Raw genomic sequence first — 26,027 nt, 5'->3', positions numbered from 1 at the left:
GGTCCCCCTCAGATCTCGATGCAGGTGCGCAGCGCCTCGCCCGTACGCATCTGGGTCAGGGCCTCGTTGATCTCCGCGAGCTGCACCCGGTGGGTGATCAGCGACTCCAGGTCGATCCGGCCGGCGCGCCAGAGCGCGATGGCCCGTTCGTAGGAGCGGAGCACATCGCCGCCCCCGTACATCGACGGCAGGATCCGCTTCTCGTCGAAGAACAGCTCGAACATGTTGAGCTGGAGGAAGTCGTCCATGGCCCCGGCCCCGACGATGCACAGGGTCCCGCCGCGCCGGGTCGTCTCGTACGCCGTCCTCGCCGTGGCCGACTTGCCGACGACCTCGAAGACGTAGTCGAAGCCCTCGCCGCCGGTGATCCGCTGCCTGGCCTCGCCGAGCGCGTCCGGTGCGACGGCCTCGGTGGCGCCGAAGGCCAGCGCCGCCTCGCGTCGTGAGGCCACCGGGTCGACGGCGACGATCTGCGCGGCACCCTGCACCCGGGCGCCCTGGATGGTGGAGATGCCGACGCCGCCGCAGCCGATGACGGCGACGGACGAGCCGGCCTCCACCCGGGCGGTGTTGATCGCCGCGCCGAGCCCTGTGGTGACGCCGCAGCCGATGAGCGCCGCGATCTCGTACGGGACGTCGTCGGGGATCGGCACCGCGCAGCCGGCGTCGACGACGACCTCCTCCACGAAGGTGCCGGTCCCGGCGAAGCCGAAGACATCGCCGCCGGGACGCCTGAAGTTGGGCGTGCCCGCGTTCATGAACCCGGCCAGGCAGAGCTGGGACTGACCTCGCCGGCAGGCCGGGCAGCTCCCGCAGGCGGGCAGCCAGCACATCAGCACCCGGTCGCCCTGCTTGACGGCGGTCACGCCGTCGCCGACGTCGAGCACCTCCCCCGCTCCCTCGTGGCCCGGAATGAACGGCGCCGGTTGCGGCAGCACCCCGCTCATCGCGGAGACGTCCGAATGGCACAGCCCGGTCGCCCTGATCCGGATCCTCACCTTGCCGGGGCCGAAGCCCACCGTCTCGACGTCGTCGAGGACGTCGAGCTTGTCCTGGCCGATCTCGTGCAGTACGGCAGCGCGCATGTGCGCCCCCTTCGGGAGTCGGGCTTCGGGTTCTGGCTTCACTGTGCACGGGGTCGGTGCACGGAGGGCCGGGGCCGGGTCGACGGGTCAGGTGTGGTCGACCACGGTGTCCGAGAGCACGGGTGCGTCGTCCCGCTCCACGGCCGTCACCGACGCCCGTACGCGCCCGTCCCCGGCCCACATACGGATGCGCAGCGTCTCCCCGGGGAACACCACTCCGGCGAAGCGCGTGGCGTACGAGCGGACGCGGGTGACGTCCCCGCCGAGGAGCGTGTCGACGATCGCCTTGAGCGTCATGCCGTACGTGCACAGGCCGTGCAGGATGGGCCGGTCGAAGCCCGCGAGCTTCGCGAACTCCGGGTCGGCGTGCAGTGGGTTCCAGTCGCCGGAGAGCCGGTAGAGGAGCGCCTGGTCCTCGCGGACGGTCCGTTCGACGGTCCGGTCCGGCTCGCGGTCCGGCTGCCCGGTGCCGACGGAGGGGCCGCGCTCGCCGCCGAAGCCGCCCTCCCCGCGGACGAAGATCTGCGCGTCGCTCGTCCACAGGGGGCCGTCCGCGTCGGCCGCATCGGTGCGCAGCACCAGGACCGCGGCCTTGCCCTTGTCGTAGACGGCGGCGACGCGGGAGGTACTGGTGGCCCGGCCCTCGACGGGGATGGGGCGGTGGAGCGTGACCGACTGGCCGCCGTGCAGCACGGCGGCGAGGTCGACGTCGATGCCGGGGGCGGAGAGCCCGCCGACCACGCTCATACCCGCTCCCGCGACGGTGGCGAAGCTGGGCAGCACGTGCAGCCGGGACTCGAGGGTGTAGCGCAGTTCGTCGGGGTCGGTGGCGGGGACGCCGGCGCCGAGCCCGAGGTGGTAGAGCTGGATGTCCTTGTGGTCCCAGCTGATCTCGGCGCTGCGGGGCTCCGCTGCGATCGCCTTGGCGGCATCGATGGGCATGGGGACGCTGCTCCTTGGTTCCTTGGCTCCCCTGGAGGGAGTGGAAGACCTCGGTGCGGCCGTCCGCACCGTCGGCCGCACCGAGGCCGTACGGGGCCGGCCGCTCCACGAGGGTGTTCTAGAACGCGTTCTAGGCCGGTTGGCCCCTATGTATAACGCACGTCCCATCACTTGTGAAGTCTGCTGACGCAGCGTCAGATCGGTGTGTCCGGCCGCTCACGGGGGCCTGCGGAGCCACCCTCCGAAGGCCCGGGCCACTCCTCCGGCGCACCCGCGGACACCTCCGGGGCCCCGCCGAGCACAGCCCACCCGCGGACACCTCCGGGGCCCCGCCGAGCACAGCCCACCCCGCACCCACCGGAACCCGAATGCCCACACCCCCGGCGCTCGACGGGCACTTCGGCCATATCCTGATGCGATGGACGAAAAGCCCCACGAACGACGGTCCGGCAAGTCCGTAAGGGTTCTGCTCGCGGAGGACCAGGGGATGAGCGGCGGCCTCGCACTGCTGCTCGGGATGGAAGCGGACATCGAGGTCGTGGCGCAGGTGGCCGCGGGCGACGCGATCGTCGCCTCGGCTCTCGTCACCCGGCCCGACGTGGCGCTGCTGGACATCGAACTGCCCGGCCCCGGCGGGCTGGACGCGGCGGCGCTCCTCCGGGACGAGGTGCCGGACTGCCGGGTGCTGATCCTGACGACGTTCGCACGCCCCGGCGCGCTGCGGCGGGCGATGGAGGCCGGGGCCGCGGGATTCCTCGTCAAGGACGGGCCGGTGGAGGAACTCGCGGACGCGATCCGCCGGGTGCTGCGCGGGGAGACGGTCGTCGATCCGGCCCTCGCCGCGGCGGACGCGGAGCCGGCTCCGACTCCGCATCCCCCGCGGGAGAGGGATGTGCGCGGCTGCCCCTGAGGGGGCGATCACACGATCCCGAATCCGAACCGGCAGGGGAATCGTGGCCCGTGCGGGCGTGCGCCCCCGTACGCCCGCCCCCGTACTCCCCCACCGAGCGCCTGTGCGCCGCAGCGGGCGGCGCCCCCCGTGCCAGCCCGCGTCCCCGTGCCACTCGGTGATCAGGCGTGCCGCACGCGGTCCTTCGGCAGCCACAGCAGCATCATCAGCGCACCGCCCAACAGGATGCCCGTCCCGGTCCGGAAGGCCAGGGCGTACCCGGCCGCCAGCGCCTCTGGGGTCGCCGAGCCGCCCGAGCGGGCCGCCGCCACCGTCGCGAGCACCGCGAGGCCGAACGCCCCGCCCATCACCCGTGAGGTGTTTATCAGGCCGGAGACGAGGCCCGCGTCGCCAGGCGCGGCGCCCGAGGTCGCCAGGGAGGCGAGCGGTGTGCCCGCCAGACCCCCGCCGGCCATCATCAACATTCCCGGAAGCATGATCGCGGTCACGTACGAGCCGTGCGCGTCCATCGTGGACTGCCACCCGAAGCCGGCCGCGGACACCAGCACCCCGAACACGGCGACATGGCGCGCACCGGCGACCCGCATCAGCCGCGGGGCGAGTTTGGATCCGAGAACGACCGCGAGCGAACTGGGCATGAGGGCGAGTCCGGCGGCCAGCGGGCCGTAGTGCAGCACGTTCTGGGCGTAGAGCGTCATGAAGTACCACATGCAGAACATCGCCGCGCCACAGCTGAACATCGCGGCGTTCGCCGCCGACACCGCCCGAGTCCGGAACAGCTTCAGCGGCATCAGGGGCGTCCTCGTCCGGGCCTCGACCGCGACGAAGGCGCCGAGCAGCGCCGGTCCGGCGAGCAACGGCAGCAGGCTCTCGGGAGCGGTCCAGCCGTCCTGCTCGGTCTGCACGACGCCGTAGGCGAGCGTCGCCAGCCCGGCCGTGACGAGCACGGCGCCCGGCAGGTCCAGCCGGCGACGCTCCCCCGCGCGGGACTCGGTGAGCCACCAGGCGCCGAGGGCGACGACCGCCGCGCCGATGGGCACGTTGATCAGCAGGGTCCAGCGCCAGGAGAGGGCCTCGGTGAGCACCCCGCCGACGAGTCCGCCCGCCGCCCCGCCACCGGCACCGACGGCGGTCCAGGTGGCGATGGCCCGGGCCCGTGCGGGGCCCTCCGGCACGGCCGAGGTGAGCAGTGTCAGCGTCGAGGGGGCGAGAACGGCCGCACCCAGACCCTGCCCGGCGCGCGCGGCGAGCAGTTGCCAGCCCTCCTGCGCGAGCCCGCCCGCCAGCGACGCGACGGTGAACACCCCCAGGCCCACCAGGAACATCCGCTTGCGGCCGTAGAGATCCCCGGCGCGTCCGCCGAGCAGCATGAAACCGGCGAGGACGATCGAGTACGCGTTGACGACCCACTGCAGCCCCGCGCTGCTCAGCCCCAGGTCGCTCCGCATCGACGGCAGCGCCGTGTTGACGACGGACACATCCAGCACGACGAGGAACTGCCCGGCGCAGGCAGCCAGCACCACGGCCCACATCCGCTGTTCGGTGCGGTCGGTGCGCCCCGCGACCGCTGCGGCGGGGTCTGAGATGCCGGTCGGGGCACGGTGGGCGTGGGTCATGAGCGTCATGCTCCCAGGCACCTGTTCATCCGTACATCCTGATTTCGACGGACGAGACCGGGGACTCCGGTCCTAGGTCGCGGCCTCCCACCTGGCCGGGAGCCGTCTCGGCAGCCCCCGCCCTCAGGTCGGACCGGTCAGGGCCGATTCCGCGCGGCCCCCCCCACGGTGCGGAAGCCGTCCGCCGGCCAGGGACCGGCAGCGGACGCCGCCGGCGCTCCCCGCGACCAGCGCGGGGCGCCCGGCGTCCCGTCCGCCCCGCCCCCTCACTCCTTCCGCAGCACCGTCACCACCGCCGCGCCGCCCAGACCGATGTTGTGGGCGAGTCCCGTGCGCGCGCCGGGGACCTGGCGCGGTCCGGCCTCGCCGCGCAGCTGCCAGGTCAGTTCCGCGGCCTGGGCGAGGCCGGTAGCTCCCAGGGGGTGCCCCTTGGAGATGAGGCCGCCCGAGGGGTTGACCACCCACCGTCCGCCGTACGTCGTCGCCCCGGACTCGACGAGCTCGCCGGACCCGCCGTCCGGGCACATGCCGAGCGCCTCGTACGTCAGCAGCTCGTTGATCGAGAAGCAGTCGTGCAACTCGACGACGTCGATGTCCTCGATGCCGAGTCCGGACTCCTCGAAAGCCCCCCGGGCCGCGGCTCGGGACACGGGGGTGCCGACGACGTCGACGCAGGAGCCCGAGCTGAACGAGTCGGCGGTGTCGGTGGCCATCGACTGTCCGGCGATCTCGACGGCCTTGTCGTGGAGGCCGTGTTCGACGAGGAACCGTTCGGAGACGACGACGGCCGCGGCGGCCCCGTCGGAGGTGGGTGAGCACTGGAGACGGGTGAGCGGGGGGTGGACCGGCTTGTCGGCGAGGATCTCGTCCACCTCGTACACCGTGCGGAACTGGGCGTACGGGTTGGCGGCGGAGTGCCGGTGGTTCTTGGCTGCGACGGCGGCGAGCTGCCGCTCGATGGTGCCGTGGCGTTCCATGTGCTCGCGGGCCGCGTTGCCGAAGATCTGGGCGGTGGGCGGGGTCCGCTCGAACCCGTGGGTCGCGGCCATGATCCCGTAGTGCCGGGCCACGGGTGAGCCGGCGAGGTCCCCTCCGCCCGCGCCCCCGCCGAGCGCTCCCTTCCTCATCTGCTCGAAGCCCAGCGCGAGTACGCAGTCGCTCAGCCCGCCCGCGACGAGCTGCCGGGCCAGCATCAGCGCCGTGGAACCGGTGGCGCAGTTGTTGCTGACGTTGTAGACGGGGACGCCGGTGAGACCGAGTTCGTACACGGCGCGCTGCCCGGCCGTGGAGGGCTGGAAGCAGTAGCCGACGGGGACCTGCTGGACGAGTTCGTACGGGATGCCGGCGTCGGCCAGGGCCGCGGTGCCGGCCTCCTGCGCCATGTCCGGGTACCGCCAGTCCCTCGACTCGGGCTTCTCGAACTTCGTCATCCCCACACCGACGATGTAGCTCTTCACCGGAACGACTCCTTCGGTCTCAGGGTCTCGGGACGGCCCGCCCCGGGACCGCCGTTCTCCAAGCTCCGTCCCGGGCCGTCAGTCCCGGGGCAGGCCGAGCAGGCGCTCGGCGACGACGTTCAGCTGGACCTGGGTGGTGCCGCCCGCGATCGTCAGACAGCGGGACATCAGCACTTCGTGGACGGCGCGTTCGCCCGGCCCCTCGCGGACCGCGCCCTCGGGGCCGAGCAGTTCCAGGGACAGCTCGGCGACCTTCTGCTGGTGCGAGGTCTGCACGAGCTTGCGCACCGACGCGCCGGGCCCCGGCTCCAAGCCGTCGACCTGCCGCAGTGTGGTGCGCAGCGCGATGCAGCCGAGCGCGTGCGCCTCGGCGGCGAGGGCGCCTATCCGGGCGCGGGAGGCGTCGTCGAGGCCGGGGCTCCGCGCGATCAGCTCCTCGAGGCCCGTGCCGAACGTCAACTGGTCGGCCATGTGGACGCGTTCGTTGCCGAGGGTGTTGCGGGCGACGCGCCAGCCGTCGTCCACCTGGCCGACGACGGCGTCGGCGGGCAGCACGGCGCCGTCGAACCAGACCTCGTTGAACAGCGTTTCGCCGGTGATCTCCCGCAGCGGCCGGACGTCGATGCCCGCGGTGCCCTTCATGTCGACGAGGAAGTACGTGAGTCCCTTGTGCCGGGGCGCATCGGGATTCGTACGGGCGAGGAGGACACCGTGGTCGGCACTCCGCGCGGCGCTGGTCCACACCTTCTGGCCCGTGATCCGCCAGCGCCCGTCGGGCAGGCGCTCGGCTCGGGTGCGCAGGCCCGCCAGGTCGGAGCCCGCGGCCGGCTCGCTGAAGAGCTGGCACCAGCGGAGTTCGCCGCTCAGGGTCGGCAGCACATAGCGGGCCTTCTGCTCGTCGGTGCCGTGGGCGATGAGGGACGGCACCACCCAGGTGGCGATGCCCAGGTCCCCGACGCTCACCCCGGCGGCCCGCAGCTCCTCCTGGACGGCGAGTTGCCGGAGCGGGCCGGCTCCGAGGCCGTACGGGGGCGGGAGGTGGGGGGCGGCATGGCCGGTGGGGGCGAGGAGCCGGCGGGCAGCGGCCGGGTCCAGCCCTCGTGCGGGGGCGACGGCCCGACGGGCCCGCACCCGGAACGGCTCGGTCTCCGGGGGGAGTTCGAGTCGCAGCTCACGGCGTACGCCGTCGGCGGCGAGCCGTACGGCGCGCAGGCGGTGGGCGTCGCCCGGACCGAGGAGCTGCCGGGCGACGAGGGCGCGGCGCAGATGGAGGTGGGCGTCGTGTTCCCAGGTGAACCCGATGCCGCCGAGGATCTGTATGCAGTCCTTGGCGCAGCCGTACGCGGCGTCGAGTGCGGTGGCCGCGGCGAGCGCGGCGGCCAGCGCCGCCCCGGGGCTTGCGCCGGGGCCGCCGTGGTTCACGTCTGCGCCGCCGTGGCGGCCGGCGCCGGTGCTCCGGTCAGCGCTTCCGCCGGCGGCGCGGGCGGCGTCCCAGGCGAGGGCCCGGGCCTGTTCGACGCGGACGAGCATGTCCGCGCACAGGTGCTTGACGGCCTGGAACCGCCCGATGGGTCGCCCGAACTGTTCACGGACCTTCGCGTACTCGGTTGCGGTGTGCAGCGCCCAGCCGGCCGTGCCGCACGCCTCGGCGGCGAACAGCACGGCCGCGAGCTCCGGCACGATCCCGGGTGGGGCGGTGAGGACGCGGTCCGCGGGGACGGTGACCCCGTGCGCGGTGACCTCGGCGGTGGGCCGGGTCGGGTCGGCGCTCGCGTGTCCGCGTACGGCGAGGTCGGCGGCGTCCACGGCGAGCAGGACCGGGTTCGGGCCGGCGGCGAGTACGAGCAGATCGGCGTCGGTACCGGCGAGTACGGGAGGCGCGGTCCCGTCGAGGAGGAGGGCTCCCCCGGCGGCGGCGGTCGCGGTGAGGCCACCGGGGCCGAGTGCCACGGCGCCGACCCGGCGGCCGCCGGCGAGCGCCGCGGCCAGGTCCGGACGCCCGGCGCGCTCCAGTACGGCGGAGGCCAGCACGCTCGGCAGGTACGGACCGGGCAGGGCTGCCCGTCCGGTCTCCTCCAGGACGACGGCGAGATCGAGGAGCGTGCCGCCCCCGCCGCCGTACGCCTCCGGCAGATGCACGCCGAGCAGTCCCTGTTCGGCGGCACCGTCCCAGTAGGCCGGCCTCCCCCCGCCGGACGCCGGCGCGTCGAGCAGCTTGCGCACCGTTTCGGGCGGTACGGCGCGGGCGAGCCAGCGGCGCACGGAGTCCGCGAGGGCTCGCTGTTCGTGAGTGATCGCGATGCTTCCGCTCCCCATGGAGCCGGAGAGTAGAACACGTTTCAATCTGACGGAAGGTCAGATGCATGACGGAAGCGGCGCACGGCCTGAATCGCGGTGCCGCGTCCGGGCGGCGACGGCTCCCCCGTGCGGTGTCCGCCGGGCGGCGCGAGCACCTCCGTACGCGAGCCGCGAAAGGGCCGAACGCCGCCGCCCGGCGGACACCACCGGCGCCGAGCGGCCGACACCTCAGACGGGGAACGAGAACGCCCTGCCGCCACCCTCCTTGACCGCCTCCACGGCCGCCTGGTGCACGGCCCGGCCCGCGTCCTCGTCCTCGGCGGGCACGGGGCTGCCCTGCACGGCGTACCAGTCGGTCGCCCCGGTGTGCTGCACGGTCACCTGCGCCAGGCCGTCGATCCACGTGGTGTGCACGGTCACGTCTCCTGTGATCGGACCACCTTCCGTGGTCATGACCCCGCCGGTGCCGGCGATGATCCCCTGAGTGGTCCACGTCGCCCAGGTGTCCATGGCGCCTCCGCAGCAGTCGTCGTCCCGGGCGGTCGCCGGGCAGCTCTCGTGCGTGTGTCCATCGTGTCCCCAATCCGGCGGGAACACCCGTCGGCGCCCGGTCGCCGCGCGCGGGGCCCGTTCCCGGCCGGGGCACCGCCCGCGGGGCGGGGAGCCGTCAGCCCTCCCGCACGAGTAGGGCTCACCGCGAACGCCGCCGCGAGCAGCGGGACGACCGTGACGGCCCACGCCGTGCAGTCGTCGGCGGCCCCGCGACGAGCAGGACCGCGACGAGCAGGACCGGGACGAGCAGGACCGGGACGAGGTCTCGTGGGGGCGCGGCCCACTCCACTCCCCGACGGGCACCCGCGACGCGGCGGTGGTGAGGCCCGCCGATGACGGCAGGCGCCCGCGGGCGGAGCCTCCCCCCTTGGATGGGCATGCCCATGGCCGCATGCCCCTCCCTGCGGCCGGACGGCACGCTCCGCCCGCTCCCCGGCCTGCCGCACCGGCCGCTCGCCCGGGAACAGCCGGTGATCGCCCCCGCCCGGCTGGCGGCCCCCGCGGAGCCTACGATGTGACGTCCGGGCGCCCGTGCGTCCGGCCCGTTCGCTCCGCCCCACGTCAGCCCCACGCACATCAGCCCCGTCCACGTCGGACCCACCCCGCCGCCGGAGGAATCCCATGGCCACCGCCGCCCCCAAGCCGGAGATCCTCGCCGCGTTCGAGGCCGCCAAGGGCTTCATGCCCGTCGGCGAGGGCCTCGCCCTGTACGCGGCGGCCGTGGAGGCCGGGGCGCTCGGGCTGCCGCTGCTGGAGGTCGGGACGTACTGCGGCCGGTCCACGATCCTGCTGGCGGACGCCGCACGCGAGTCCGGCACCGTGGCGGTCACCGTCGACCACCACCGCGGCAGCGAGGAGCAGCAGCCCGGCTGGGACTACCACGACCCGGAACTCGTGGACCCCGAGGTCGGGCGGATGGACACCCTCCCCACCTTCCGCCGCACCGTGCACGCGGCCGGGCTGGAGGACCACGTGATCGCCGTCGTGGGACGGTCTCCGCAGGTGGCGAAGGTCTGGGACCGCGAGGTGGGCCTGGTCTTCATCGACGGCGGGCACACCGACGAGCACGCCGGGAACGACTACGAGGGCTGGGCCCCCCAGGTGGCCGGGGGCGGCCTGCTGGTCATCCACGACGTCTTCCCCGACCCGGTCGACGAGTGGACCGGCCAGGCGCCCTACCGGATCTACCTGAGGGCGCTCGCCTCCGGCGCGTTCACCGAGGTGTCGGCCACCGGCTCGCTGCGGGTACTGCGGCGCACTGGTGCCGGAATCTGAGGTGTCGCCGCCGTCATCCCCTAGCATCGCGACGTGCCGTACGACCTGAGCCAGCAGCCCTCCCCCCGGCCCCGCCTCCTCGCGTCCCGGGCCGTGGCCCGCGGCGGAGCCGCCCTCACCGTCGCCGTGCTGACGGCGGTGACGCTCGCCGGCTGCGGCGGTTCGAGCGGCTCCGGCGCCGCACCCGGAGGCCCGGAGGAGACCGGCACCGCGCCGTCCGCCGCGCCGTCCGGTGCCGCCCCGGCGCCCCGGGGTTCGGACACCCCGGAGACACCCTCCGGGGACGCCAAGCCCGCCACTCCGGGCAGGGGGCCCCTCGCGGGCCGGGTCGTCGTGATCGACCCCGGTCACAACCCGGGGAACTTCCGGCACGCCCGCGAGATCAACCGGCACGTGGACATCGGGACGAACAGCAAGGAGTGCGACACCACGGGCACGGCCACCAACGACGGTTACACCGAGGCCGCGTTCACCCTCGATGTTTCACACCGTCTTCGCACCCTGCTGGAGAAGCAGGGCGCAACGGTGCGATTCACCCAGGACGGCGACCGGCCGTACGGCCCCTGTGTGGACGAGCGGGCCCGCATCGGCAACGCGGCCGGAGCCGACGCGGTGGTCTCGATCCACGCCGACGGCTCGGGCAGCGGCAACCGCGGCTTCCACGTGATCCACCCCGCCCTGGTGAAGCGCGGCGCCGCCGACACCACGGAGATCGTCGGCCCGTCCCGCGAACTCGCGGAACGCATCGCAGGGAAGTTCGTGCAGGCCACCGGCAGCGCGCCGGCCAACTACATCGGCGGCGCCACGGGGTTGGACGAGCGCGGGGATCTCGGTGGACTGAATCTGTCGACCGTTCCCAAGGTGTTCGTCGAGTGCGGGAACATGCGCGACGCGAAGGACGCGGCCCTGCTGAGGAGTTCGCAGTGGCGCCAGAAGGCGGCGCAGGGGATCGCCGAGGGCATCACCACCTATCTGCTGGGGTAGACCAGGGCGTCAGCACCTACCGCCCGGGGCGGACGGGGCAGGCGATAGATTCGTCCCCGCCGGGTACGGGGGTCTCATACCGGTTCCCACCGGCACCCGTACGATGGGGCCACCCCCGAGCCTCCGTGCGTGCACCGCCGACCGGCGGCACCGACGACCGCCACGACGAGACGCAACCGACTAAGGACTACACGTGAACATCCGCTCCCTCACTCGAGGCGATGGCGTGGTGATCGGAGCAGCGGTGGTGCTGTTCATCGCCTCGTTCCTCGACTTCTTCAGCGTCGACTGCCCGAGCGGCGTCGACTGCTCCGCGGTGCCGAACGCCTGGGACTCGCTGGGCACGGTGATGTCCGTCCACCTCGGCGGGATCATCGCCGCGGGGCTGATCATCGTCGGCCGTGCCATGCCGGGGCGCAAGGTCGTGGGCCTCGACGTCGCGCAGCTCGGCGTCGCCCTGAGCCTCTTCGCCCTGTGGACGATGTTCTGGACGATCATCGACATCAGCGGCGACGCGGGTGCGGGTGCGATCCTCGGCCTGCTCGGCACCCTGGTGCTGGCCGCGGGCGCGATCGCCACCCCGCTCGTCCCCGCGCTCAAGGCCCCCCTGATCGGCGCGCCCAGGCCGCAGACCCCGCAGCCTTACGGCGCGCAGCCGCAGGGCGGTTACGGCTACCCCGGCGCCCAGCAGCAGCCCTACGGCGGCCGGCCGGGGCAGCAGCAGCCGTACGGGGGCCGGGAGCCCGGCGCCGCACAGGGGCAGCCGCAGGGCGGCCCGGCCCAGGACTTCTCGCCGTTCTGGTTCGCGGTGCCGGTGGCCCGGCCGCTGTACGCGGAGGACGGCGCCCCTACGCCGATCGCCGAACTGGCGCCCGGCACCTGGTACCTCGCGGTCGACCAGCGCGGTCCGGCCCTGGTGGCGCAGACGCAGGACGGCCGGCGCGGCGTGCTGCAGGACACCACCGGCATCCAGCGCGGCTGACCCGCCGTCCGACCGGCGCACAGCACGGCCCCTCGCCTTTCCCTTCCGGGCGGGGGGCCGTTGCCGTACAGTCGCCCGTGAACAGCGAACTGACGGTACGTCAGCGCAGTGGGAGGGGCTGGGGTCATGCGGCTCGGACTCGCACTCGGCTACTGGGGGCGCGGCCCGGACCCCGCGCAGACCGACCTGGCCGTGGAGGCGGAGCGGCTCGGCTACGACTCCGTGTGGACGGCCGAGGCATGGGGCTCGGACGCGTTCACCCCGCTCACCTGGATCGCCGCGCGTACCACGCGCATCCGGCTCGGCACCGCGGTGGCGCAGATGGCGGCCCGTACCCCCACCGCCACCGCCATGCACGCGCTCACCCTCGACCACCTCTCGGGCGGGCGGATGCTCCTGGGGCTCGGTCTGTCGGGGCCGCAGGTCGTCGAGGGCTGGTACGGACGGCCGTTCCCGAGCAGCCCGCTGACGGCGACCCGGGAGTACGTGGACGTCGTCCGCCAGGTCCTCCGCCGCGAGGGCCCAGTGGAACTCGACGGCCGCTTCCACACCCTCCCGTACACGGGCGAGGACGGCACCGGCCTCGGCAGGGCACTCAAGCCGATCACCCATCCCCTGCGGGCCGGGCTGCCGTTGCTGCTGGGGGCCGAGGGGCCGAAGAACATCGCCCAGACGACCCGGATCGCGGACGGCTGGCTGCCGCTGTACTGGTCGCCGCTGCGGACGGGCGTCCACGAGGCGTCGCTCACCGAGCTGCCCGAGGACTTCATGATCGCGCCGATGGCCCGTGCCCACGTCTGCGACGACGTCGCCGAAGGGCTGCTCCCGGTCAAGGCGATGCTGGGCTTCTACATCGGCGGCATGGGCCACGCGGCCCGCAACTTCCACGCCGATCTGATGGCGCGCATGGGCTACGAGTCCGAAGCCAGGCACATCCAGCGGCTGTTCGCCGAGGGCCACCGCGAGGAGGCGGTGCTCGCCGTACCCGACGCCTTCGCCGACGAGATCTCGCTCGTGGGACCGCGGGAACGCATCGCCGAGCGGCTGGACTCATGGCGCAAGGGCCCGGTCACCGACCTGCTGGTGACGGCGCCGGACCCCCGCACCCTGAGGGTCCTGGCGGAGCTGAACGGCTGAACCCCGCCCGCAGGCGGCGCCGTCCGCCGGGAGGGCGGGGCGCGCCTACTCCGGCACGTGCGCTCGCGAGGCGGAAGCGCCGGGGAGCAACCGGGGCCGCCCCGACACGGCCGCTCCCGGAGGGTCCGCCTGGTACCTGCCGCGACCGGAGGCCCGACGGCTCGACGAACCGCGGGGTCCCCGGGCCGCCCCCGGGCCGGGCGAACCGCCCGGACGGTCCCGGCGGCGCGGCGCACGGGCAGGGCGGGGCCCGGCGTGCGCGGCCCGGCCGTGACGGCTCTCGCGGAGCCGCCACCGCGCTAGAAGCGCCCGCCGGTCATCCGGGTGACCGGGCCGTGGCTGCTGCGCTCGGAGCGCCGGCCCGCGAGGTAGGAGACCGCGCCCAGGGCCGTGGCGCCGGCCGTGGCACCCGCCGCGATGAGCTTGCGGGCCTTCAGCACCGTCCAGGCGGTCGTGGCGACGGACGCCACCTGCCCGGCGGCCGAACCGGCGCCCTTGAGGGCGGTGGAGGCCACCGAGCCCGCCGTGGTCGCGGCGCGTCCGACGCCGCTGCCCGCCGACTTGACGGCGCGTGCCGTGCCGCTGCCGGCGGTCTCCGCGGCCCGGCCGGCCGTGCTGCCCGCCGACTCCGCCTTCGACGCGGTGCTCTGCGCCGCCTTCGTCGAGGACTCCTTGGCCTTGGCGGCGGTCGCCTTGGCCGTCTTGGTGGCACGGGTCGTCGTGCCGCTGCCGTTGTTGTTCGCGCTTGAGTTGGTCATGGCGTTCGAATTGCCGCTTCTGCCGGACGCAAACGGGGCGGCGTCGAACGGACCACGGGCCGGGCCCCGTTCGGACGGGGACCGCGCCCGGCCGTCACCGGGCACGACCGGCGGACTCGTCCGCAGGCCCGCAGCCGGGCCGGCGCACGTCAGCCGCCGCTCAGCTGGATGGCCGTCGGGACCTTCTCCTTCACCACCGCCCCGGCCGGCGTCCTTGACCTGGTCGACGACGTCCTCGAAGGCACCGATGTCGGTTTCGCCCACCTGCCCCTTGCGGATCTTGGAGCCGAGCCCCTTCAGGGACTCGATGCCCGCGCCGATCGGTGCGATCGCCTTCGCCAGCAGCGGATCGCCCTTGGCGTCGGTCGCCGCCGCCTTGAGCCTGTCGTACGCGAACGCGCCCGCCAGGCCGGCCTTCACGAGAGCGGTCTTCCGGCCCTCGGCGCCCTTATGGAACTTCTCCGCGCGGTACGGCTTGACGATCCACTGCTGGACCGCGCCCGCCGCGAGCCCGGCGTTCGCCACGAAACGGGTCCTGGCGAACTTCTGCGCCTCCACCGCGTCCGTCGGCGTGGCCGCGGCGCCCGCCTCGTCGTCGCCGCCGCACGCCGCGGTCCCGCCCAGCAGCGCGCAGCACAGCAGCGGGGCCACGGCCGCCCGGCGCGGCGGCCGGCCCGTCCTGGCGGGCTCCCGGCGGGCGGTCGTCGTTCCCGGAGTGGGCATGGCAGTCCTCCCTGACCTCCCCGAGCCGGCTCCCCCGCGCCTGGCCTCCACGGACCGCCCCGCCCGGAGGCCTCTCGCGCCGGCGTCGCCCAGTACCGGCCGCCCCGCCACTCGGGCGAATCCCTCCAGGGTTTGGTTCAACGGAGAACGGCAATCCGGTTGCCATGTCTCCCCGCAGAAGTGGTAGCAACCAGGCGGCGACGATCATCATGGTGGTCGCCGATGTGATGGCCGTCATCATCGGCCTGTGGATCCTGATGTACCTGCTGGACGCGAACCGCGCCAACGACCTGGTCATCCTGATCCGGGACGTGGCCGGCTGGCTCGCCGGCTGGTCGCACGATCTGTTCACGTTCGACGAGGCGTGGGCACGGGTCGTGGCGGGCTACGGTCTCGCCGCGGTCGTGTACCTCTTCGTCGGGCATGCCGTGGCGGGCCGGCTGCGCCGCCACGGCTGACCCTCTCCCCGCGCGGCCGGCGGGGGACCCGCGGCCGGTGACGGACCTACCGGCAGCACTCCGGTTCGAGGCCGCGCGGCAGCCGCTCCCCGCCGAACACCGCGGTGGTCGCCTCGTCGCCCCCCAGGGCGGCCACCGCGAGCAGCAGCGAACCCGCCGTCCACGTGGTGAGCTCCTCCGGCCACACGGCGCGGTCGCCCTCGAAGACGTAGCCCGTCCAGTACATGCCGCCCTCGGCGCGCAGGTGCTGTACGGACTGCAGGATCTCCAGCGCCCGGTCGGACTCCCCCACCGCCCACAGCGCCAGGGCCAGTTCGCAGCTCTCCCCGCCGGTCACCCACGGGTTGGGCAGCACGCACCGCACGCCGAGTCCGGGGACCACGAACGCGTCCCAACCCGCGTCGATCCTGGCCTTCGCCTCGTCGCCGGTGACGGCGCCGCCGAGGACGGGGTAGTACCAGTCCATCGAGTAGTGGGACTTGTCGAGGAAGCGCTCGGGGTGGCGGCGGATGGCGTGCCCGAGGGCTCCGGTCGCCAGCTCCCAGTCCGGCTGCGGCTCCTCGCGCTCCTCGGCGATGGCGAGGGCGCAGCGCAGCGCGTGGAAGACGGACGAACTGCCGGTCAGCAGAGCGTCGTCGACCGCCGCCCCGCCGTCCTCCGGAGCCTCCCGCTTCCAGCCGATCTGACCGCCGGGCTGCTGGAGACGGAGCACGAACTCCATCGCCGCGTGCACGGAGGGCCACATCCGGTCCAGGAACACGTCGTCGCCGGTCGCCAGGTAGTGGTGCCAGACCCCGACGGCCAGGTAGGCGCAGAAGTTGGTCTCGCGCCCCCGGTCGGTGGGTCGGTCGGCCTCGCCGTCGTGGTAGGCGGCGTACCAGGAGCCGTCCTCGTTCTGATGGCGTGCCAGCCACTCGTAGGCGCGGGCCGCCGCGGAGTGCTCGCCCGCCGCGTCCAGCGCCATGGCGGCCTCGGTGTGGTCCCACGGGTCCAGGTGGTGTCCGCGGAACCAGGGGATCGCCCCGTCCTCGCGCTGGACGGCGAGGATGCCGGCGACGGTCTCGGCGGCCTGCTCGGCAGTGAGGACCCCGGGCAGGACGAGGTGCTCGGTACGCCCCTGACGGCGCCAGGGCACGGTCACGCGTCGGCCCCGGGCAGGTGCGGCTTGGTCGCGTACACCACGAAGCTCTTGCCGACGAGCGGGTTCAGCGCCTGCTCGGCGACCCTGGTGAGCAGGGGCTTCTTCATGATGTCCCAGACGAGGAGCTTGTGGTACGCGCGCACCGGCAGCGCCTTGTCGTTGTCGACGCCGAACGCGCACTTCAGCCACCAGTACGGCGAGTGCAGCGCGTGGGCGTGGTGGCTGCCGTACGGCCTGAGGCCCGCCTCGCGGATCCTGCCGAGGAGTTCGTCGGCCCGGTAGATGCGGATGTGGCCGCCCTCCACCTCGTGGTACTCGTCGGACAGCGCCCAGCAGACCCTCTCCGGGCCGTAGCGGGGCACGGTGACCGCGATCCGGCCGCCGGGCCTGAGCACCCGGACCATCTCGGCGAGGACGCCCTTGTCGTCCGGGATGTGCTCCATCACCTCGGAGATGATGACGACGTCGAACGAGTCGTCGGGGAAGGGCAGGTTGAGTGCGTCGCCCTCCATCGCGGTGGCGCTCGCGCCCTCGGGCGCCTCGCCGGCCTCCTTCATCGCCGCGAACCATCTGGCGACCTCGCGGATCTCCTCGCCGTTCTGGTCGAGGGCCACGACCCGGGCTCCGCGCCGGTAGCACTCGAACGCGTGCCGCCCGGCACCGCAGCCGAGATCGAGCACACGGTCGCCCGGGGCGAGCGGAAAGCGGGTGAAGTCGACGGTCAGCACGAGGTCTGCCCTTCCGGGTGGGTCACGGCGCCCTCGCTGGGGGCGCGCCTTGCAGATGGTGCGGACCCGCCGCCCGCACCCGCGGAGCGGGTCCTCGCCCGCGGTGCGGAACGCCGGGTGTTCATCGGGTACCGGCCGCGGCCGGGCGTGCCGCGATGGCCTCGCGGTAGAGCTCCGCCGTGCCCTGGGCCGCACGGGTCCAGGTGAACCGGGACAGGACGCGGTCCCGTCCGGCCGTCCCGATCCGGCGTCGCAGTCCCGCGTCCCCGAGGAGCCGGCCGAGCGCGCCGGCGAGGGCGTGGGCGTCGCCGGGCGGCACGGCGAGGCAGGCCTCGCCGTCGGGGCCGGTGACCTCCGGGATGGCGCCGCCGGTCGTGGCGACCAGCGGGGTGCCGGTCGCCATCGCCTCGGCCGCGGGCAGCGAGAAGCCCTCGTACAGCGACGGGACGCACGCCACCTGGGCGCTGCGCACGAGGTCCACCAGTTCCTGGTCGGAGATGCCCTTCACGAACCGCACGGCGTCCTCGAGGCCGTACCGCCCGATCATCCGGGCCACGGGTCCGTCCTCGGCGCGCTTGCCGACGACGACGAGGTGCGCGTCGGGCTGCTCCGTACGGAGCTTGGCGAGCGCCTCCACGAGGAACACCAGGCCCTTGAGCGGCACGTCGGCACTCGACGTCGTCACGATCCGGCCGGGCACCTCGGCGACCGACGGATCCGGCGAGAAGAGGCCGGTGTCGGCGCCGATGTGAACGACCCGCAGCCGCTCCGGACGGACACCCAGGTGCTCCACGATCTCCTGCTCGGAGGAGCCGGAGACGGTGAGGACGGACGGCAGCCGGCGCGCGACCCGCTTCTGCATCCGGGTGAAGCCGTACCAGCGGCGCACCGACGCCCGGCGGCGCCAGTTCTGAGCGGCGTCGAGTTCGAGGCGGCGGTCGACGGTGATCGGGTGGTGGATGGTGGTGACGAGCGGTGCGCCGAGGTCGCCGAGCAGTCCGTACCCGAGGGTCTGGTTGTCGTGGACGACGTCGAACTCGCCCCGGCGCGCGAGCAGATGGCGCCGGGCGCGCAGCGAGAACGTCAGCGGCTCCGGGAAGCCGCCCGTCCACATGGTGGCGACCTCGACCCCGTCGATCCAGTCGCGGTACTCGCCGCGCCCGGGGGTGCGGAAGGGGTCGGGCTGCCGGTACAGGTCGAGGCTGGGCAGCTCGGTGAGCGGCACGCCCTCGTCGAGCACGGGGAAGGGCTGGGCGCCGATCACCTCGACGCTGTGGCCGAGGCGGGCGAGTTCCCGGGACAGGTGGCGTACGTAGACGCCCTGGCCCCCGCAGAACGGGTTGCCCTTGTAGGTGAGGAGCGCGATGCGCAGCGGTCGGTCATCGGCACCGGACGCACCCCGACGGGGCCCGGCCGCTATGGCCTCAGCGGTCACCTACGGCCCCCTTCTCACTCCACTTTCGCCGGAGCGTAACCGCTCGCGCTAATCTAGAACAAGTTCCACACTTGATCGTTCTTGATCGCTCAAGGAGCATCGAATCTACCGGCAGGTAGCGCTGCTGTAAGGCCTGGATCAGGTGATTCGCGCCACGGCGCGGAGCCCTGCCATGCTGGCCCTCCGGCAGCGCCCGGAACGGGAACGCAGCACGGATCCGGACAGCGGGCCGGAAGGGGCCCCTGGATCGGGGACGGGGACGGGGACGGAAGAGATGAGCGCGGAAGCCAGGCCGGCCGTTCCGGCGGCCCCGCCCCTGACGGAGCGCCAGGAGGCCAGGCGCCGCCGCATCCTGCACGCCAGCGCGCAGCTGGCCAGCCGGGGCGGCTTCGACGCCGTGCAGATGCGTGAGGTCGCCGAGGCCGCCGGCGTCGCCCTCGGCACGCTGTACCGCTACTTCCCTTCCAAGGTGCACCTGCTCGTGGCCACGATGCAGGACCAGCTCCAGCATCTGCACACCACCCTGCGCAAGCGCCCGCCGGTCGCGGACAGCGCGGCGCAGCGGGTGGCCGAGACCCTGATGCGGGCGTTCCGCGCACTGCAGCGCGAACCGCACCTGGCGGACGCGATGGTGCGTGCGCTGACCTTCGCCGATCGCAGCGTCAGCCCCGAGGTGGACACGGTCTCGCGCCAGACCACGGCGATCATCCTGGACGCGATGGGCCTGGAGGACCCGACGCCCGAACAGCTCTCCGCCGTCCGGGTCATCGAGCACACCTGGCACTCGGCCCTGATCACCTGGCTGTCCGGCCGCGCCTCGATCGCCCAGGTGAAGATCGACATCGAGACGGTCTGCCGCCTGATCGACCTCACGGCCCCGGGGACGCAGCCGGGCCGGCGGACCGACTGAGGCGGGGAGCGGCCCACCGGCCGGGACCCGCCCCGGCGGACCGTCGAGCACTCCAACGCCGGGACCGGCCGGAACCCCCGGCGGAACCGCTGCGGCAGCGGTCGGCCGACCGGCCCGGGCGAGGGCCGCCGCACCGGCGGAAGCGGGGAGCGGCCCACCGGCCGGGACCCGCCTCAGCGGACCGTCCGGAGTCCGCTCCAGCTCCGCCCGGTCGCGACCTGCCCCGACCACGCGTCCAGGATGCGCCCGGCCTCCTCCACCGGCGCCGCGAGCGCGACCTCCTGCGCCCCGGCGTGGACACCGTCGCCCTCGTGCTCCACGGTCCCCTCGCTGCAGCAACGGCAGTGCAGGACGAAACTGCTCTTCGGCTCCGCGCCGAAGCCCTGCTCCACGAACAGCCCGACCAGGGCGTGCACGTCCGACGCCTCGGCGGCGTTCACGGTCACCACCAGCGTGGGCAGGGGCGAGGGCTCGAAGAGGACCAGTTCGTCGAAGACGGCGATCCGCTGACCGTCGACCACACGCTCCCCCTTCGGCTCCCCGTCGTGCACGACGACCTCGCCGAAACGCCGGCCGCCGGTGAACGGCACGCTCAACACCCGCGCACGGGTGGGACAGAGCCGCCGGGCCCACACGACCTCCTGCCCGCCGTCCGTCTCCAGCCGCACGCAGGCCATGCCGAAGGCGCCGTCGACGTCGATCGGCCCCTCCCCCTCCGGCACCGGGACGCCGAAGCCCGCCCAGGCGTCGCGGGCCACCTCCCACTCGCGCAGGACCGTCGCCGCGATGCCCAGGTTCCAGAACGCCGGATCGCCTTCTCCGCGCGGCGCGCGGGCCGCGGCCTCGCGTCCGAGGGCGTAGGCCCTGGGCCAGTCGCGCAGGAACTTGTACGCGAGGGCCGCGTCGTACCACCACACGCCGCCGGCCCTCTCGTCCGGGAAGTGGGCGAGCACCTGCTCGTAGGTCTCCGCGCACTGCCGCCACTCCCCGGCGTCGAAGGCCTGCCGGGCCCGTTCGATCAGCCGCCTGGCCTCTGCTTTCTCCATTTTCCCCACCCTGCTCCCCGGTACCGGACCGCAGGAGGCTACTCCTCGGGCGGGAACACGGCCTCTCCGCTCCCCGGCAGCCGGATCGAGATGGCCTCGACCGGGCAGCCCTCCGCCGCGGTGAGGATGTCCTCGTTCGCGTCGGTCTCCGGTTCGGTGGGGTGCGACTGGCGGGCCGCGTCCAGCTTGAAGCCGTCCGGCGCGCTGTTGACACACATCCCCGAACCGATGCACACACCACGGTCGACCTCGACCTGCCAGCGGTCACCCATCAGCTCTCGCTCCCGTATCCCGACGGCAAATGAACCATTTTGTGCTCAAAGTACTCGCCGTATCCCTCGGGACCGAACTCCCGCCCCAGCCCGGAGTTCTTGTATCCGCCGAACGGGCCAAGCATGTCGAGGCTGAACGTGTTGACGTTGTACGTCCCGGCCCTGACCCGCCTGGCGAAGTCGATGCCGTGCTCGACGTCGGCCGTCCAGACACTGCCGCTGAGCCCGTACTCGGAGTCGTTCGCGATCGCGGCGGCCTCGCCCTCGTCGCCGTACGGCAGCAGGCAGACGACGGGTCCGAAGATCTCCTCGCGGGCGATCCGCATGGCGTTGTCGACGCCGCCGAAGAGGGTCGGCTCGACGTACCAGCCGCGGTCGAGACCGGCCGGGCGGCCGCCGCCGGCGAGGACCTTGGCGCCCTCCTGCTGGCCGAGCGCGATGTAGTCGAGCGACCTCTGCTGCTGGCGGCGGGCGACGAGCGGACCGACCTGGGTCGCCGGATCCAGCGGGTCGCCGGTCACCAGCGCCCCGGCCGCCGCGGCGAAGGCGTCGGCGAACTCGTCGTGGCGGGCGCGCGGAACCAGGATGCGGGTCTGGGCCACGCACGCCTGGCCGTTGTTCATCCAGGCCGCCGGGACGATGCCCTGGACGGCCGTCTCCAGGTCCGCGTCCGGCAGGACGACCGCGGCGGACTTGCCGCCGAGTTCGAGGGTGACGCGGGTGAGGTTGCGGGCGGCGACCTCCATCACGCGCCGGCCGGCCGGGACCGAGCCGGTGAAGGAGACCTTGTCGACGCCGGGATGCCCGACGAGGTACTCGCTGACCTCGCGGTCGGCGGGGAGGATCGACAGCACTCCCTCGGGCAGGCCGGCCTCACGGACGATGTCGGCCAGGATGTAGGCGTCCAGCGGGGACTCGGGCGACGGCTTCAGGACCACGCCGCAGCCGGCGAGCAGGGCGGGCGCGAGCTTGGCCGCGGCGACGAACTGCGGGACGTTCCAGGGGATCACGGCCGCGACCACGCCGACCGGTTCACGCAGCACGAGGAGGGGGCCGAGGACTCCGCCGCGCGGTTCCTCGTAGGTGAAGTCGCGGGCGACGGTGATGGCCGCGTCCCAGACCATCATGGCGCCGAGCGCCTGGGCCAGGACGCTCCAGGAGTACGGCGATCCGTTCTGGGAGCTGATCGAGCGGGCGATCTCCTCGTGCCGTACGGCGATCGCGTCCTTGATCCTGCCGACGACCTCGATGCGCTCCTCGAGCGGCGTCCTCGGCCAGGGCCCGTGGTCGAAGGCGGCACGCGCGGCCGCGACCGCCCGGTCGACGTCGGCCCGCGAGGCGTGCGGGACGCGTCCGATGACCTGCTCGGTGTGCGGTGAGACCACCTCGATGGTGTCCGTGCCGAGGGGGTCGACCAGTTCCCCGCCGACGAAGAGTTTCCCGTGCTCCACCAGTTCGGACATGACGACTGCCTCCCGCGACCCCGGCTCTCCGAGCGCTCCAGCATTTCTGACGGCATTTCAGATACGCCGACCGCCTGAACAGATACCAGTTCCCGCCGGAGGAGTCCACGGCCGGGACCCGCACCCGGGAGGCAGACGCGCGGCCGCGGAACGCCTCCGGGACGCACCCGCGGACCGTCGCTTCCGCCCCGGCCCGGCACACCTCCGAGCCCTTTGCAATGAAGTCGACTTGGGCGACGATTGGAACGGGTTCTCGTTCTTGGGCCCGGGCCGGGAGGATGGGGAGCCGATGACGCGGGTGACGGAGCACGGCGGCGGTGTGTGGTCCCTCGAGGTCCCCATCCCGGACAACCCCCTGGGACACACGCTGGTCCACGTCCTGGACACCGGCCGCGGACCCGTCCTCGTCGACACCGGATGGGACGACCCCGCCTCCTGGACGGCGCTCTCGGACGGCCTGGCCGAACTGGGCCTCGCGGTGGCCGACGTCCACGGCGTACTCGTCACCCACCACCACCCCGACCACCACGGGCTGTCCGGCAGGGTCCGCGAGGCGTCCGGCGCCTGGGTCGCGATGCACGCGGCCGACATCGCCGTCGTCCGCCGCACCCGGGAGGCCCGGCCCGGGGCCTGGCTCGACTACCTGGTCGGGAAGCTCGCCGCCGTCGGGGCGCCGGAGGAGCACCTCGCCCCGCTGCTCGCGGCCCGCGAGAGCGGCCGGACGCGGGCCCTTCCCGGGCTGCGGGCGGCCCTGCCCGACCGCGAGATCGCGCCCGGCGAACTGGTGGACCTCGCCGGGCGGCGGCTGCGGGCGATCTGGACTCCCGGCCACACGCCCGGTCATGTGTGCCTGCACCTGGAGGAGGAGCACCCGGCGAACCTCCCCGGCCGCGGCCGCCTCTTCTCGGGCGACCATCTGCTCCCCGGCATCAGCCCCCACATCGGCCTGTACGAGGACCCCGACGACGGCGCGGTCACCGACCCCCTCGGCGACTACCTGGACTCCCTGGAACGCGTCGGCCGCCTCGGCGCCGCCGAGGTTCTCCCGGCGCACCAGCACGCCTTCACCGACGCCCCGGCCCGGGTCCGGGAGCTCCTCGCCCACCACGAGGAGCGGCTGACCGGGCTGCTGTCCCTTCTCGCCGAACCTCTCACCCCGTGGCAGTTGGCCGAGTGCATGGAGTGGAACCGGCCGTGGGACGAGATCCCCTACGGCTCCCGCACCATCGCCGTCTCGGAGGCCGAGGCCCATCTGCGCCGCCTGGTGAAACTGGGCCGGGTGGAAGCCGTGCCGGGCAGCGACCCGGTGACGTACACCGCGGTGGGCCGAGCCGGGGCGCGCGGACTGCGATGAACACGGCTCGCGCCGTGATCCGCGCTGGCCGGACCCCTCACGCCGTCCGCTCCGGCCCCGCGAGATCCACTCGAGGCCGCACCCCCGCACGAGCCGCCGGCCCCGCCGTGATCCGTGCGAGGCCCGGGGGACAGGCCGCCGAGGGCCTCCGCCGTACTGGGCCGCCCGTCCCGAGGGGCGGGGATTACGGACCGGTAGAGTGTGCGAGTCGTCATCACACCCGTACGGGGGGAAGCCGGTGCGAATCCGGCACTGACCCGCAGCCGTGAGCCGCCGTCGCAGGCGGCGAGTCGGAATGCCCCGTACCGGCCGTGACCGGCTCGCGCCATCGGGACCGGCCCGCTGGCAGGCACCGTCGAGGAATACGGGGCCGGAGCCTGGTACCTCAGCGTGCCTGTGCCCGGCTCCCCGCAGGAGAGGCCCAGCCCGCCATGTCCGTTCGCCGCAGCGCAGCAGCGCTCGCCGCCGCTTCCGCCGTGTTCTGCGTGGCCGCTGCCCCGGCAGCGACGGCCGCCCCCACCCCCTCCCCGTCGGCCGCGCTCCCGACCGGGCTCTACGGCACGAAGGACCCCACCTACGACGGTGTGTGGCGGCAGTCGCTGGCCCTGCTCGCCCAGGATGTCGTCAAGACCGTGCCCGCCGAGCAGGCCGTCGGGTGGCTCACCGGGCAGCAGTGCGAGAACGGCGGCTTCGCCTCCTACCGCGCGGACGTCTCCGGGCCGTGCGACGCGAAGACGGTGATGGACACCAACGCCACCGCCGCGGCGGTACAGGCCCTGCGTGCCCTCGGCGGCCACGGGGACGCCGTGAACAAGGGCCTCGAGTGGCTGAGGTCCGTGCAGAACGAGGACGGCGGCTGGAGCTACAACCCGGGCATGCCGTCCGACGCGAACTCCACGTCCGTCGTGATCGGCGCCTTCGCCGCGGCCAAGGCGCGGCCGGGCGAGGTGAAGTCGAAGAGCGGCAAGAACCCGTTCGACGCGCTGGTCACGTTCGCCGTGCCGTGCTCGGACAAGGCCGGGGGCGGTGCCTTCGCCTACCAGCCGGACAAGACCGGAAAGCTCCTCGCCAACGGCGACGCCACCGCGGCCGCCGTGCTCGCCGGGCTGGGCCGCGGCCTGGTCGTCTCCGGCCCGGAGCCGGACGGCGCCCCCGCCGCCTGCGCCTCCCCGGCGAAGGCCACCCCGGAGCAGTCGGCCCGCAACGGCGCCGCGTACCTGGCCACGGCGCTGGCGAAGACCGGCCATCTGGACTCGCCGCCGATGCCGGGCGCCGCCGACCCGTCCCCGCTCCCGGACTTCGGCAACACGGCGGACGCGGTCCTCGCGCTCTCCGCCGCCGGGCACGGCGACAAGGCGGACACGGCGGTCCGATGGCTGGAGAAGAACTCCGCCGCGTGGGCGAAGGACGGCGGCCCGGCGGCGTACGCGCAGCTCATCCTCGCCGCGCACGCCCACGGCGACGACCCGCGGGACTTCGGCGGCGCCGACCTCGTACGACAGCTGAACGCGACCGGTCCCGAGCCGGTCTCCACCACCGCGCCGCCCGCTCCGCGGGCGAAGAGCGACGCGGGCGAGGAGCACAAGGGCGGAGACAGCGCCGGAATCTGGTGGATCGTCGGTGCCGGCCTCGCGGCGGGTGCGGGCATAGGCATCCTGATCAGCGGCCGCCGCAAGAGCAGGCAGCCGTGATGCACCGGCGAGTGATCTCGCTCCTCCTCGCGCTCGGCGCCGTGCTCGCGGTACCGGGCGTGGCGGGGCAGGCGCAGGCGGCCGGCTACCGGTACTGGTCGTTCTGGCAGTCCGACGGCGCCGCTTGGGCCTACGCCACCCAGGGACCGGCCACGGCGCGGCCGGCCGACGGTTCGGTCGACGGATACCGCTTCTCCGTCAGCGCGGACTCGCAGGACTCGGCGAAGCCGCGTACCGCCCCCTCCTTCTCGCAGTTGTGCGCGGACACGCCGGCGAAGCCCGGCACCAAGCGGGTCGGGATCGTGATCGACTTCGGCACCGAGGCGGACGCGCCGTCCGGTGAGAAGCCCCCGTCCGCACCGGCGTCCGGCTGCGCCGCGGTCCCCTCCGACGCCACCAGCGCGGAGGCCCTGGCGGCGGTGGCCAAGCCCCTCCGCTACAACTCGGACGCGCTGCTGTGCGCGATCTCCGGTTACCCGAGGACGGGCTGCGGCGAGCAGGTCCCGGCCGGGGGCCCGGCGTCCGAGGAGTCGGGCGCGCCCGCCCCGCCGGCCGGGAAGCCCTCCGGGGCGGCCGACGGAGGCCCTTCGCTGGGGCTCTTCGCGGGCATCGCGGCCTTGCTCGCGCTGGGCGGGGCGGCGTTCTGGCAGTCCCGCCGCCGCGGATGACCCCGCCACCCGCGCCCCCGCCGCCGGACGATCCCGTGCAGCCGCACGGACGGCGTCGCAACGTCCGGCTGCTGGGCGGCGTCCCGCACGCCCGCCCCGGAGACGACCCGGGCGCGGACACGGGCTCCCACCACGGTGCCGG

General features: G+C 73.9%; 22 protein-coding genes, 2 pseudogenes and 1 riboswitch. Of the genes and pseudogenes, 10 read left to right on the top strand and 14 right to left on the bottom strand.

From position 1 onward, the window contains the following. Window positions 1-8 precede the first annotated feature (8 nt). The gene (locus AB0J10_RS09975; RefSeq protein WP_363059715.1) at window positions 9-1,085 is read right to left on the bottom strand and encodes a Zn-dependent alcohol dehydrogenase; all 1,077 of its coding nucleotides are present in this window, start codon (window positions 1,083-1,085) and stop codon (window positions 9-11) included. An 87-nt stretch (window positions 1,086-1,172) separates the two neighbouring features. Next, entirely contained in the window at window positions 1,173-2,027 is an 855-nt protein-coding gene (locus AB0J10_RS09970) for a MaoC/PaaZ C-terminal domain-containing protein (protein ID WP_363059713.1), read from the bottom strand. 418 nt (window positions 2,028-2,445) lie between these two features. On the opposite strand from AB0J10_RS09970, the pseudogene AB0J10_RS09965 reads away from it, so the two are divergent. After that, a pseudogene (locus AB0J10_RS09965) lies at window positions 2,446-2,874 on the top strand (response regulator); the annotation flags it as partial. Window positions 2,875-3,098: 224 nt separating this feature from the next. Here AB0J10_RS09965 and AB0J10_RS09960 read toward each other — a convergent pair. From AB0J10_RS09960 to AB0J10_RS09945, 4 genes are all read right to left on the bottom strand, one after another. Continuing rightward, window positions 3,099-4,562, bottom strand: a complete 1,464-nt coding sequence (locus AB0J10_RS09960; RefSeq protein WP_363059711.1) for an MFS transporter — start codon at window positions 4,560-4,562, stop codon at window positions 3,099-3,101. A 257-nt stretch (window positions 4,563-4,819) separates the two neighbouring features. Next, on the bottom strand, window positions 4,820-6,010 hold the full coding sequence (locus AB0J10_RS09955) for a lipid-transfer protein (RefSeq protein WP_363059709.1): 1,191 nt from the start codon (window positions 6,008-6,010) through the stop codon (window positions 4,820-4,822). Between the two features lie 78 nt (window positions 6,011-6,088). Next, on the bottom strand, window positions 6,089-8,326 hold the full coding sequence (locus tag AB0J10_RS09950; RefSeq protein WP_363059707.1) for an acyl-CoA dehydrogenase: 2,238 nt from the start codon (window positions 8,324-8,326) through the stop codon (window positions 6,089-6,091). A 210-nt stretch (window positions 8,327-8,536) separates the two neighbouring features. After that, the gene (locus AB0J10_RS09945; RefSeq protein ID WP_363059705.1) at window positions 8,537-8,818 is read right to left on the bottom strand and encodes a hypothetical protein; all 282 of its coding nucleotides are present in this window, start codon (window positions 8,816-8,818) and stop codon (window positions 8,537-8,539) included. 663 nt (window positions 8,819-9,481) lie between these two features. Between AB0J10_RS09945 and AB0J10_RS09940 the strand changes: the two genes are divergently transcribed. The 4 genes from AB0J10_RS09940 to AB0J10_RS09925 all read left to right on the top strand — a co-directional run bounded on the left by AB0J10_RS09940 (window position 9,482) and on the right by AB0J10_RS09925 (window position 13,238). Further along, window positions 9,482-10,135, top strand: coding sequence for a class I SAM-dependent methyltransferase (locus AB0J10_RS09940; protein WP_363059703.1), 654 nt, complete (start codon window positions 9,482-9,484; stop codon window positions 10,133-10,135). Window positions 10,136-10,168: 33 nt separating this feature from the next. Then, window positions 10,169-11,119 (top strand): N-acetylmuramoyl-L-alanine amidase, encoded by a 951-nt coding sequence (locus AB0J10_RS09935; RefSeq protein ID WP_363059701.1) that lies wholly within the window; start codon window positions 10,169-10,171, stop codon window positions 11,117-11,119. A 193-nt stretch (window positions 11,120-11,312) separates the two neighbouring features. Next, window positions 11,313-12,101: a hypothetical protein gene (locus tag AB0J10_RS09930; RefSeq protein WP_363059699.1), complete on the top strand. Its 789-nt coding sequence runs from the start codon at window positions 11,313-11,315 to the stop codon at window positions 12,099-12,101. Window positions 12,102-12,227: 126 nt separating this feature from the next. Then, the gene (locus tag AB0J10_RS09925; protein WP_363059697.1) at window positions 12,228-13,238 is read left to right on the top strand and encodes an LLM class F420-dependent oxidoreductase; all 1,011 of its coding nucleotides are present in this window, start codon (window positions 12,228-12,230) and stop codon (window positions 13,236-13,238) included. A 299-nt stretch (window positions 13,239-13,537) separates the two neighbouring features. Here AB0J10_RS09925 and AB0J10_RS09920 read toward each other — a convergent pair whose 3' ends face one another. Then, on the bottom strand, window positions 13,538-13,996 hold the full coding sequence (locus AB0J10_RS09920) for a hypothetical protein (RefSeq protein ID WP_363059695.1): 459 nt from the start codon (window positions 13,994-13,996) through the stop codon (window positions 13,538-13,540). 149 nt (window positions 13,997-14,145) lie between these two features. Further along, window positions 14,146-14,719 (bottom strand): annotated as a pseudogene (locus tag AB0J10_RS09915) (hypothetical protein). Between the two features lie 164 nt (window positions 14,720-14,883). Between AB0J10_RS09915 and AB0J10_RS09910 the strand changes: the two are divergent. Then, on the top strand, window positions 14,884-15,177 hold the full coding sequence (locus AB0J10_RS09910; RefSeq protein WP_269730625.1) for a hypothetical protein: 294 nt from the start codon (window positions 14,884-14,886) through the stop codon (window positions 15,175-15,177). A 46-nt stretch (window positions 15,178-15,223) separates the two neighbouring features. Here AB0J10_RS09910 and AB0J10_RS09905 read toward each other — a convergent pair whose 3' ends face one another. The 3 genes from AB0J10_RS09905 to AB0J10_RS09895 all read right to left on the bottom strand — a co-directional run bounded on the left by AB0J10_RS09905 (window position 15,224) and on the right by AB0J10_RS09895 (window position 18,481). After that, window positions 15,224-16,318, bottom strand: a complete 1,095-nt coding sequence (locus AB0J10_RS09905; protein WP_363059693.1) for a prenyltransferase — start codon at window positions 16,316-16,318, stop codon at window positions 15,224-15,226. Next, window positions 16,315-17,046: a methyltransferase domain-containing protein gene (locus AB0J10_RS09900; RefSeq protein WP_363059691.1), complete on the bottom strand. Its 732-nt coding sequence runs from the start codon at window positions 17,044-17,046 to the stop codon at window positions 16,315-16,317. Before AB0J10_RS09900 ends, AB0J10_RS09905 begins: the two co-directional genes overlap by 4 nt. A 121-nt stretch (window positions 17,047-17,167) precedes the next feature. Next, entirely contained in the window at window positions 17,168-18,481 is a 1,314-nt protein-coding gene (locus tag AB0J10_RS09895) for a glycosyltransferase family 4 protein (RefSeq protein ID WP_363059689.1), read from the bottom strand. A 274-nt stretch (window positions 18,482-18,755) separates the two neighbouring features. Between AB0J10_RS09895 and AB0J10_RS09890 the strand changes: the two genes are divergently transcribed. Beyond that, window positions 18,756-19,391 (top strand): TetR family transcriptional regulator, encoded by a 636-nt coding sequence (locus AB0J10_RS09890; RefSeq protein WP_363059687.1) that lies wholly within the window; start codon window positions 18,756-18,758, stop codon window positions 19,389-19,391. Window positions 19,392-19,564: 173 nt separating this feature from the next. Here the strand turns inward: AB0J10_RS09890 and AB0J10_RS09885 are convergent, their stop codons facing one another. From AB0J10_RS09885 to AB0J10_RS09875, 3 genes are read right to left on the bottom strand one after another with little or no spacing between them, the layout of a single operon-like run. Beyond that, complete coding sequence (locus tag AB0J10_RS09885) at window positions 19,565-20,437, bottom strand: tetratricopeptide repeat protein (RefSeq protein WP_363059685.1); 873 nt, start codon at window positions 20,435-20,437, stop codon at window positions 19,565-19,567. 38 nt (window positions 20,438-20,475) lie between these two features. Then, the gene (locus tag AB0J10_RS09880; RefSeq protein ID WP_363059683.1) at window positions 20,476-20,709 is read right to left on the bottom strand and encodes a ferredoxin; all 234 of its coding nucleotides are present in this window, start codon (window positions 20,707-20,709) and stop codon (window positions 20,476-20,478) included. Then, window positions 20,709-22,172, bottom strand: coding sequence for an aldehyde dehydrogenase (locus AB0J10_RS09875; RefSeq protein ID WP_363059681.1), 1,464 nt, complete (start codon window positions 22,170-22,172; stop codon window positions 20,709-20,711). The genes AB0J10_RS09880 and AB0J10_RS09875 overlap by 1 nt, the downstream gene beginning before the upstream one ends. Before the next feature lie 289 nt (window positions 22,173-22,461). On the opposite strand from AB0J10_RS09875, the gene AB0J10_RS09870 reads away from it, so the two are divergent. The 3 genes from AB0J10_RS09870 (at window position 22,462) to AB0J10_RS09860 (ending at window position 25,885) form a co-directional block, all read left to right on the top strand. Further along, on the top strand, window positions 22,462-23,526 hold the full coding sequence (locus AB0J10_RS09870) for an MBL fold metallo-hydrolase (RefSeq protein WP_363059679.1): 1,065 nt from the start codon (window positions 22,462-22,464) through the stop codon (window positions 23,524-23,526). Window positions 23,527-23,712: 186 nt separating this feature from the next. Next, window positions 23,713-23,847, top strand: a riboswitch (cobalamin riboswitch). A 110-nt stretch (window positions 23,848-23,957) separates the two neighbouring features. Beyond that, complete coding sequence (locus tag AB0J10_RS09865; protein WP_363059677.1) at window positions 23,958-25,217, top strand: prenyltransferase/squalene oxidase repeat-containing protein; 1,260 nt, start codon at window positions 23,958-23,960, stop codon at window positions 25,215-25,217. Beyond that, window positions 25,217-25,885 (top strand): SCO2322 family protein, encoded by a 669-nt coding sequence (locus AB0J10_RS09860; protein ID WP_363059675.1) that lies wholly within the window; start codon window positions 25,217-25,219, stop codon window positions 25,883-25,885. The genes AB0J10_RS09865 and AB0J10_RS09860 overlap by 1 nt, the downstream gene beginning before the upstream one ends. The last annotated feature ends 142 nt before the right edge of the window (window positions 25,886-26,027 follow it).

Source organism: Streptomyces sp. NPDC049887 (assembly GCF_040656535.1).
Classification (GTDB): Bacteria; Actinomycetota; Actinomycetes; order Streptomycetales; family Streptomycetaceae; genus Streptomyces.
This window is presented reverse-complemented; position numbering and strand designations above follow the sequence as displayed.

Bases quoted from the DNA above. Each gene is read 5' to 3' on its own strand.
- AB0J10_RS09875 (WP_363059681.1), bottom strand. From the start codon at position 22,172: ATGTCCGAACTGGTGGAGCACGGGAAACTCTTCGTCGGCGGGGAACTG.
- AB0J10_RS09880 (WP_363059683.1), bottom strand. From the start codon at position 20,709: ATGGGTGACCGCTGGCAGGTCGAGGTCGACCGTGGTGTGTGCATCGGT.
- AB0J10_RS09925 (WP_363059697.1), top strand. From the start codon at position 12,228: ATGCGGCTCGGACTCGCACTCGGCTACTGGGGGCGCGGCCCGGACCCC.
- AB0J10_RS09975 (WP_363059715.1), bottom strand. From the start codon at position 1,085: ATGCGCGCTGCCGTACTGCACGAGATCGGCCAGGACAAGCTCGACGTC.
- AB0J10_RS09945 (WP_363059705.1), bottom strand. From the start codon at position 8,818: ATGGACACCTGGGCGACGTGGACCACTCAGGGGATCATCGCCGGCACC.
- AB0J10_RS09870 (WP_363059679.1), top strand. From the start codon at position 22,462: ATGACGCGGGTGACGGAGCACGGCGGCGGTGTGTGGTCCCTCGAGGTC.
- AB0J10_RS09960 (WP_363059711.1), bottom strand. From the start codon at position 4,562: ATGACGCTCATGACCCACGCCCACCGTGCCCCGACCGGCATCTCAGAC.
- AB0J10_RS09950 (WP_363059707.1), bottom strand. From the start codon at position 8,326: ATGGGGAGCGGAAGCATCGCGATCACTCACGAACAGCGAGCCCTCGCG.
- AB0J10_RS09970 (WP_363059713.1), bottom strand. From the start codon at position 2,027: ATGCCCATCGATGCCGCCAAGGCGATCGCAGCGGAGCCCCGCAGCGCC.
- AB0J10_RS09890 (WP_363059687.1), top strand. From the start codon at position 18,756: ATGAGCGCGGAAGCCAGGCCGGCCGTTCCGGCGGCCCCGCCCCTGACG.
- AB0J10_RS09910 (WP_269730625.1), top strand. From the start codon at position 14,884: ATGTCTCCCCGCAGAAGTGGTAGCAACCAGGCGGCGACGATCATCATG.
- AB0J10_RS09885 (WP_363059685.1), bottom strand. From the start codon at position 20,437: ATGGAGAAAGCAGAGGCCAGGCGGCTGATCGAACGGGCCCGGCAGGCC.
- AB0J10_RS09865 (WP_363059677.1), top strand. From the start codon at position 23,958: ATGTCCGTTCGCCGCAGCGCAGCAGCGCTCGCCGCCGCTTCCGCCGTG.
- AB0J10_RS09920 (WP_363059695.1), bottom strand. From the start codon at position 13,996: ATGACCAACTCAAGCGCGAACAACAACGGCAGCGGCACGACGACCCGT.
- AB0J10_RS09940 (WP_363059703.1), top strand. From the start codon at position 9,482: ATGGCCACCGCCGCCCCCAAGCCGGAGATCCTCGCCGCGTTCGAGGCC.
- AB0J10_RS09860 (WP_363059675.1), top strand. From the start codon at position 25,217: ATGCACCGGCGAGTGATCTCGCTCCTCCTCGCGCTCGGCGCCGTGCTC.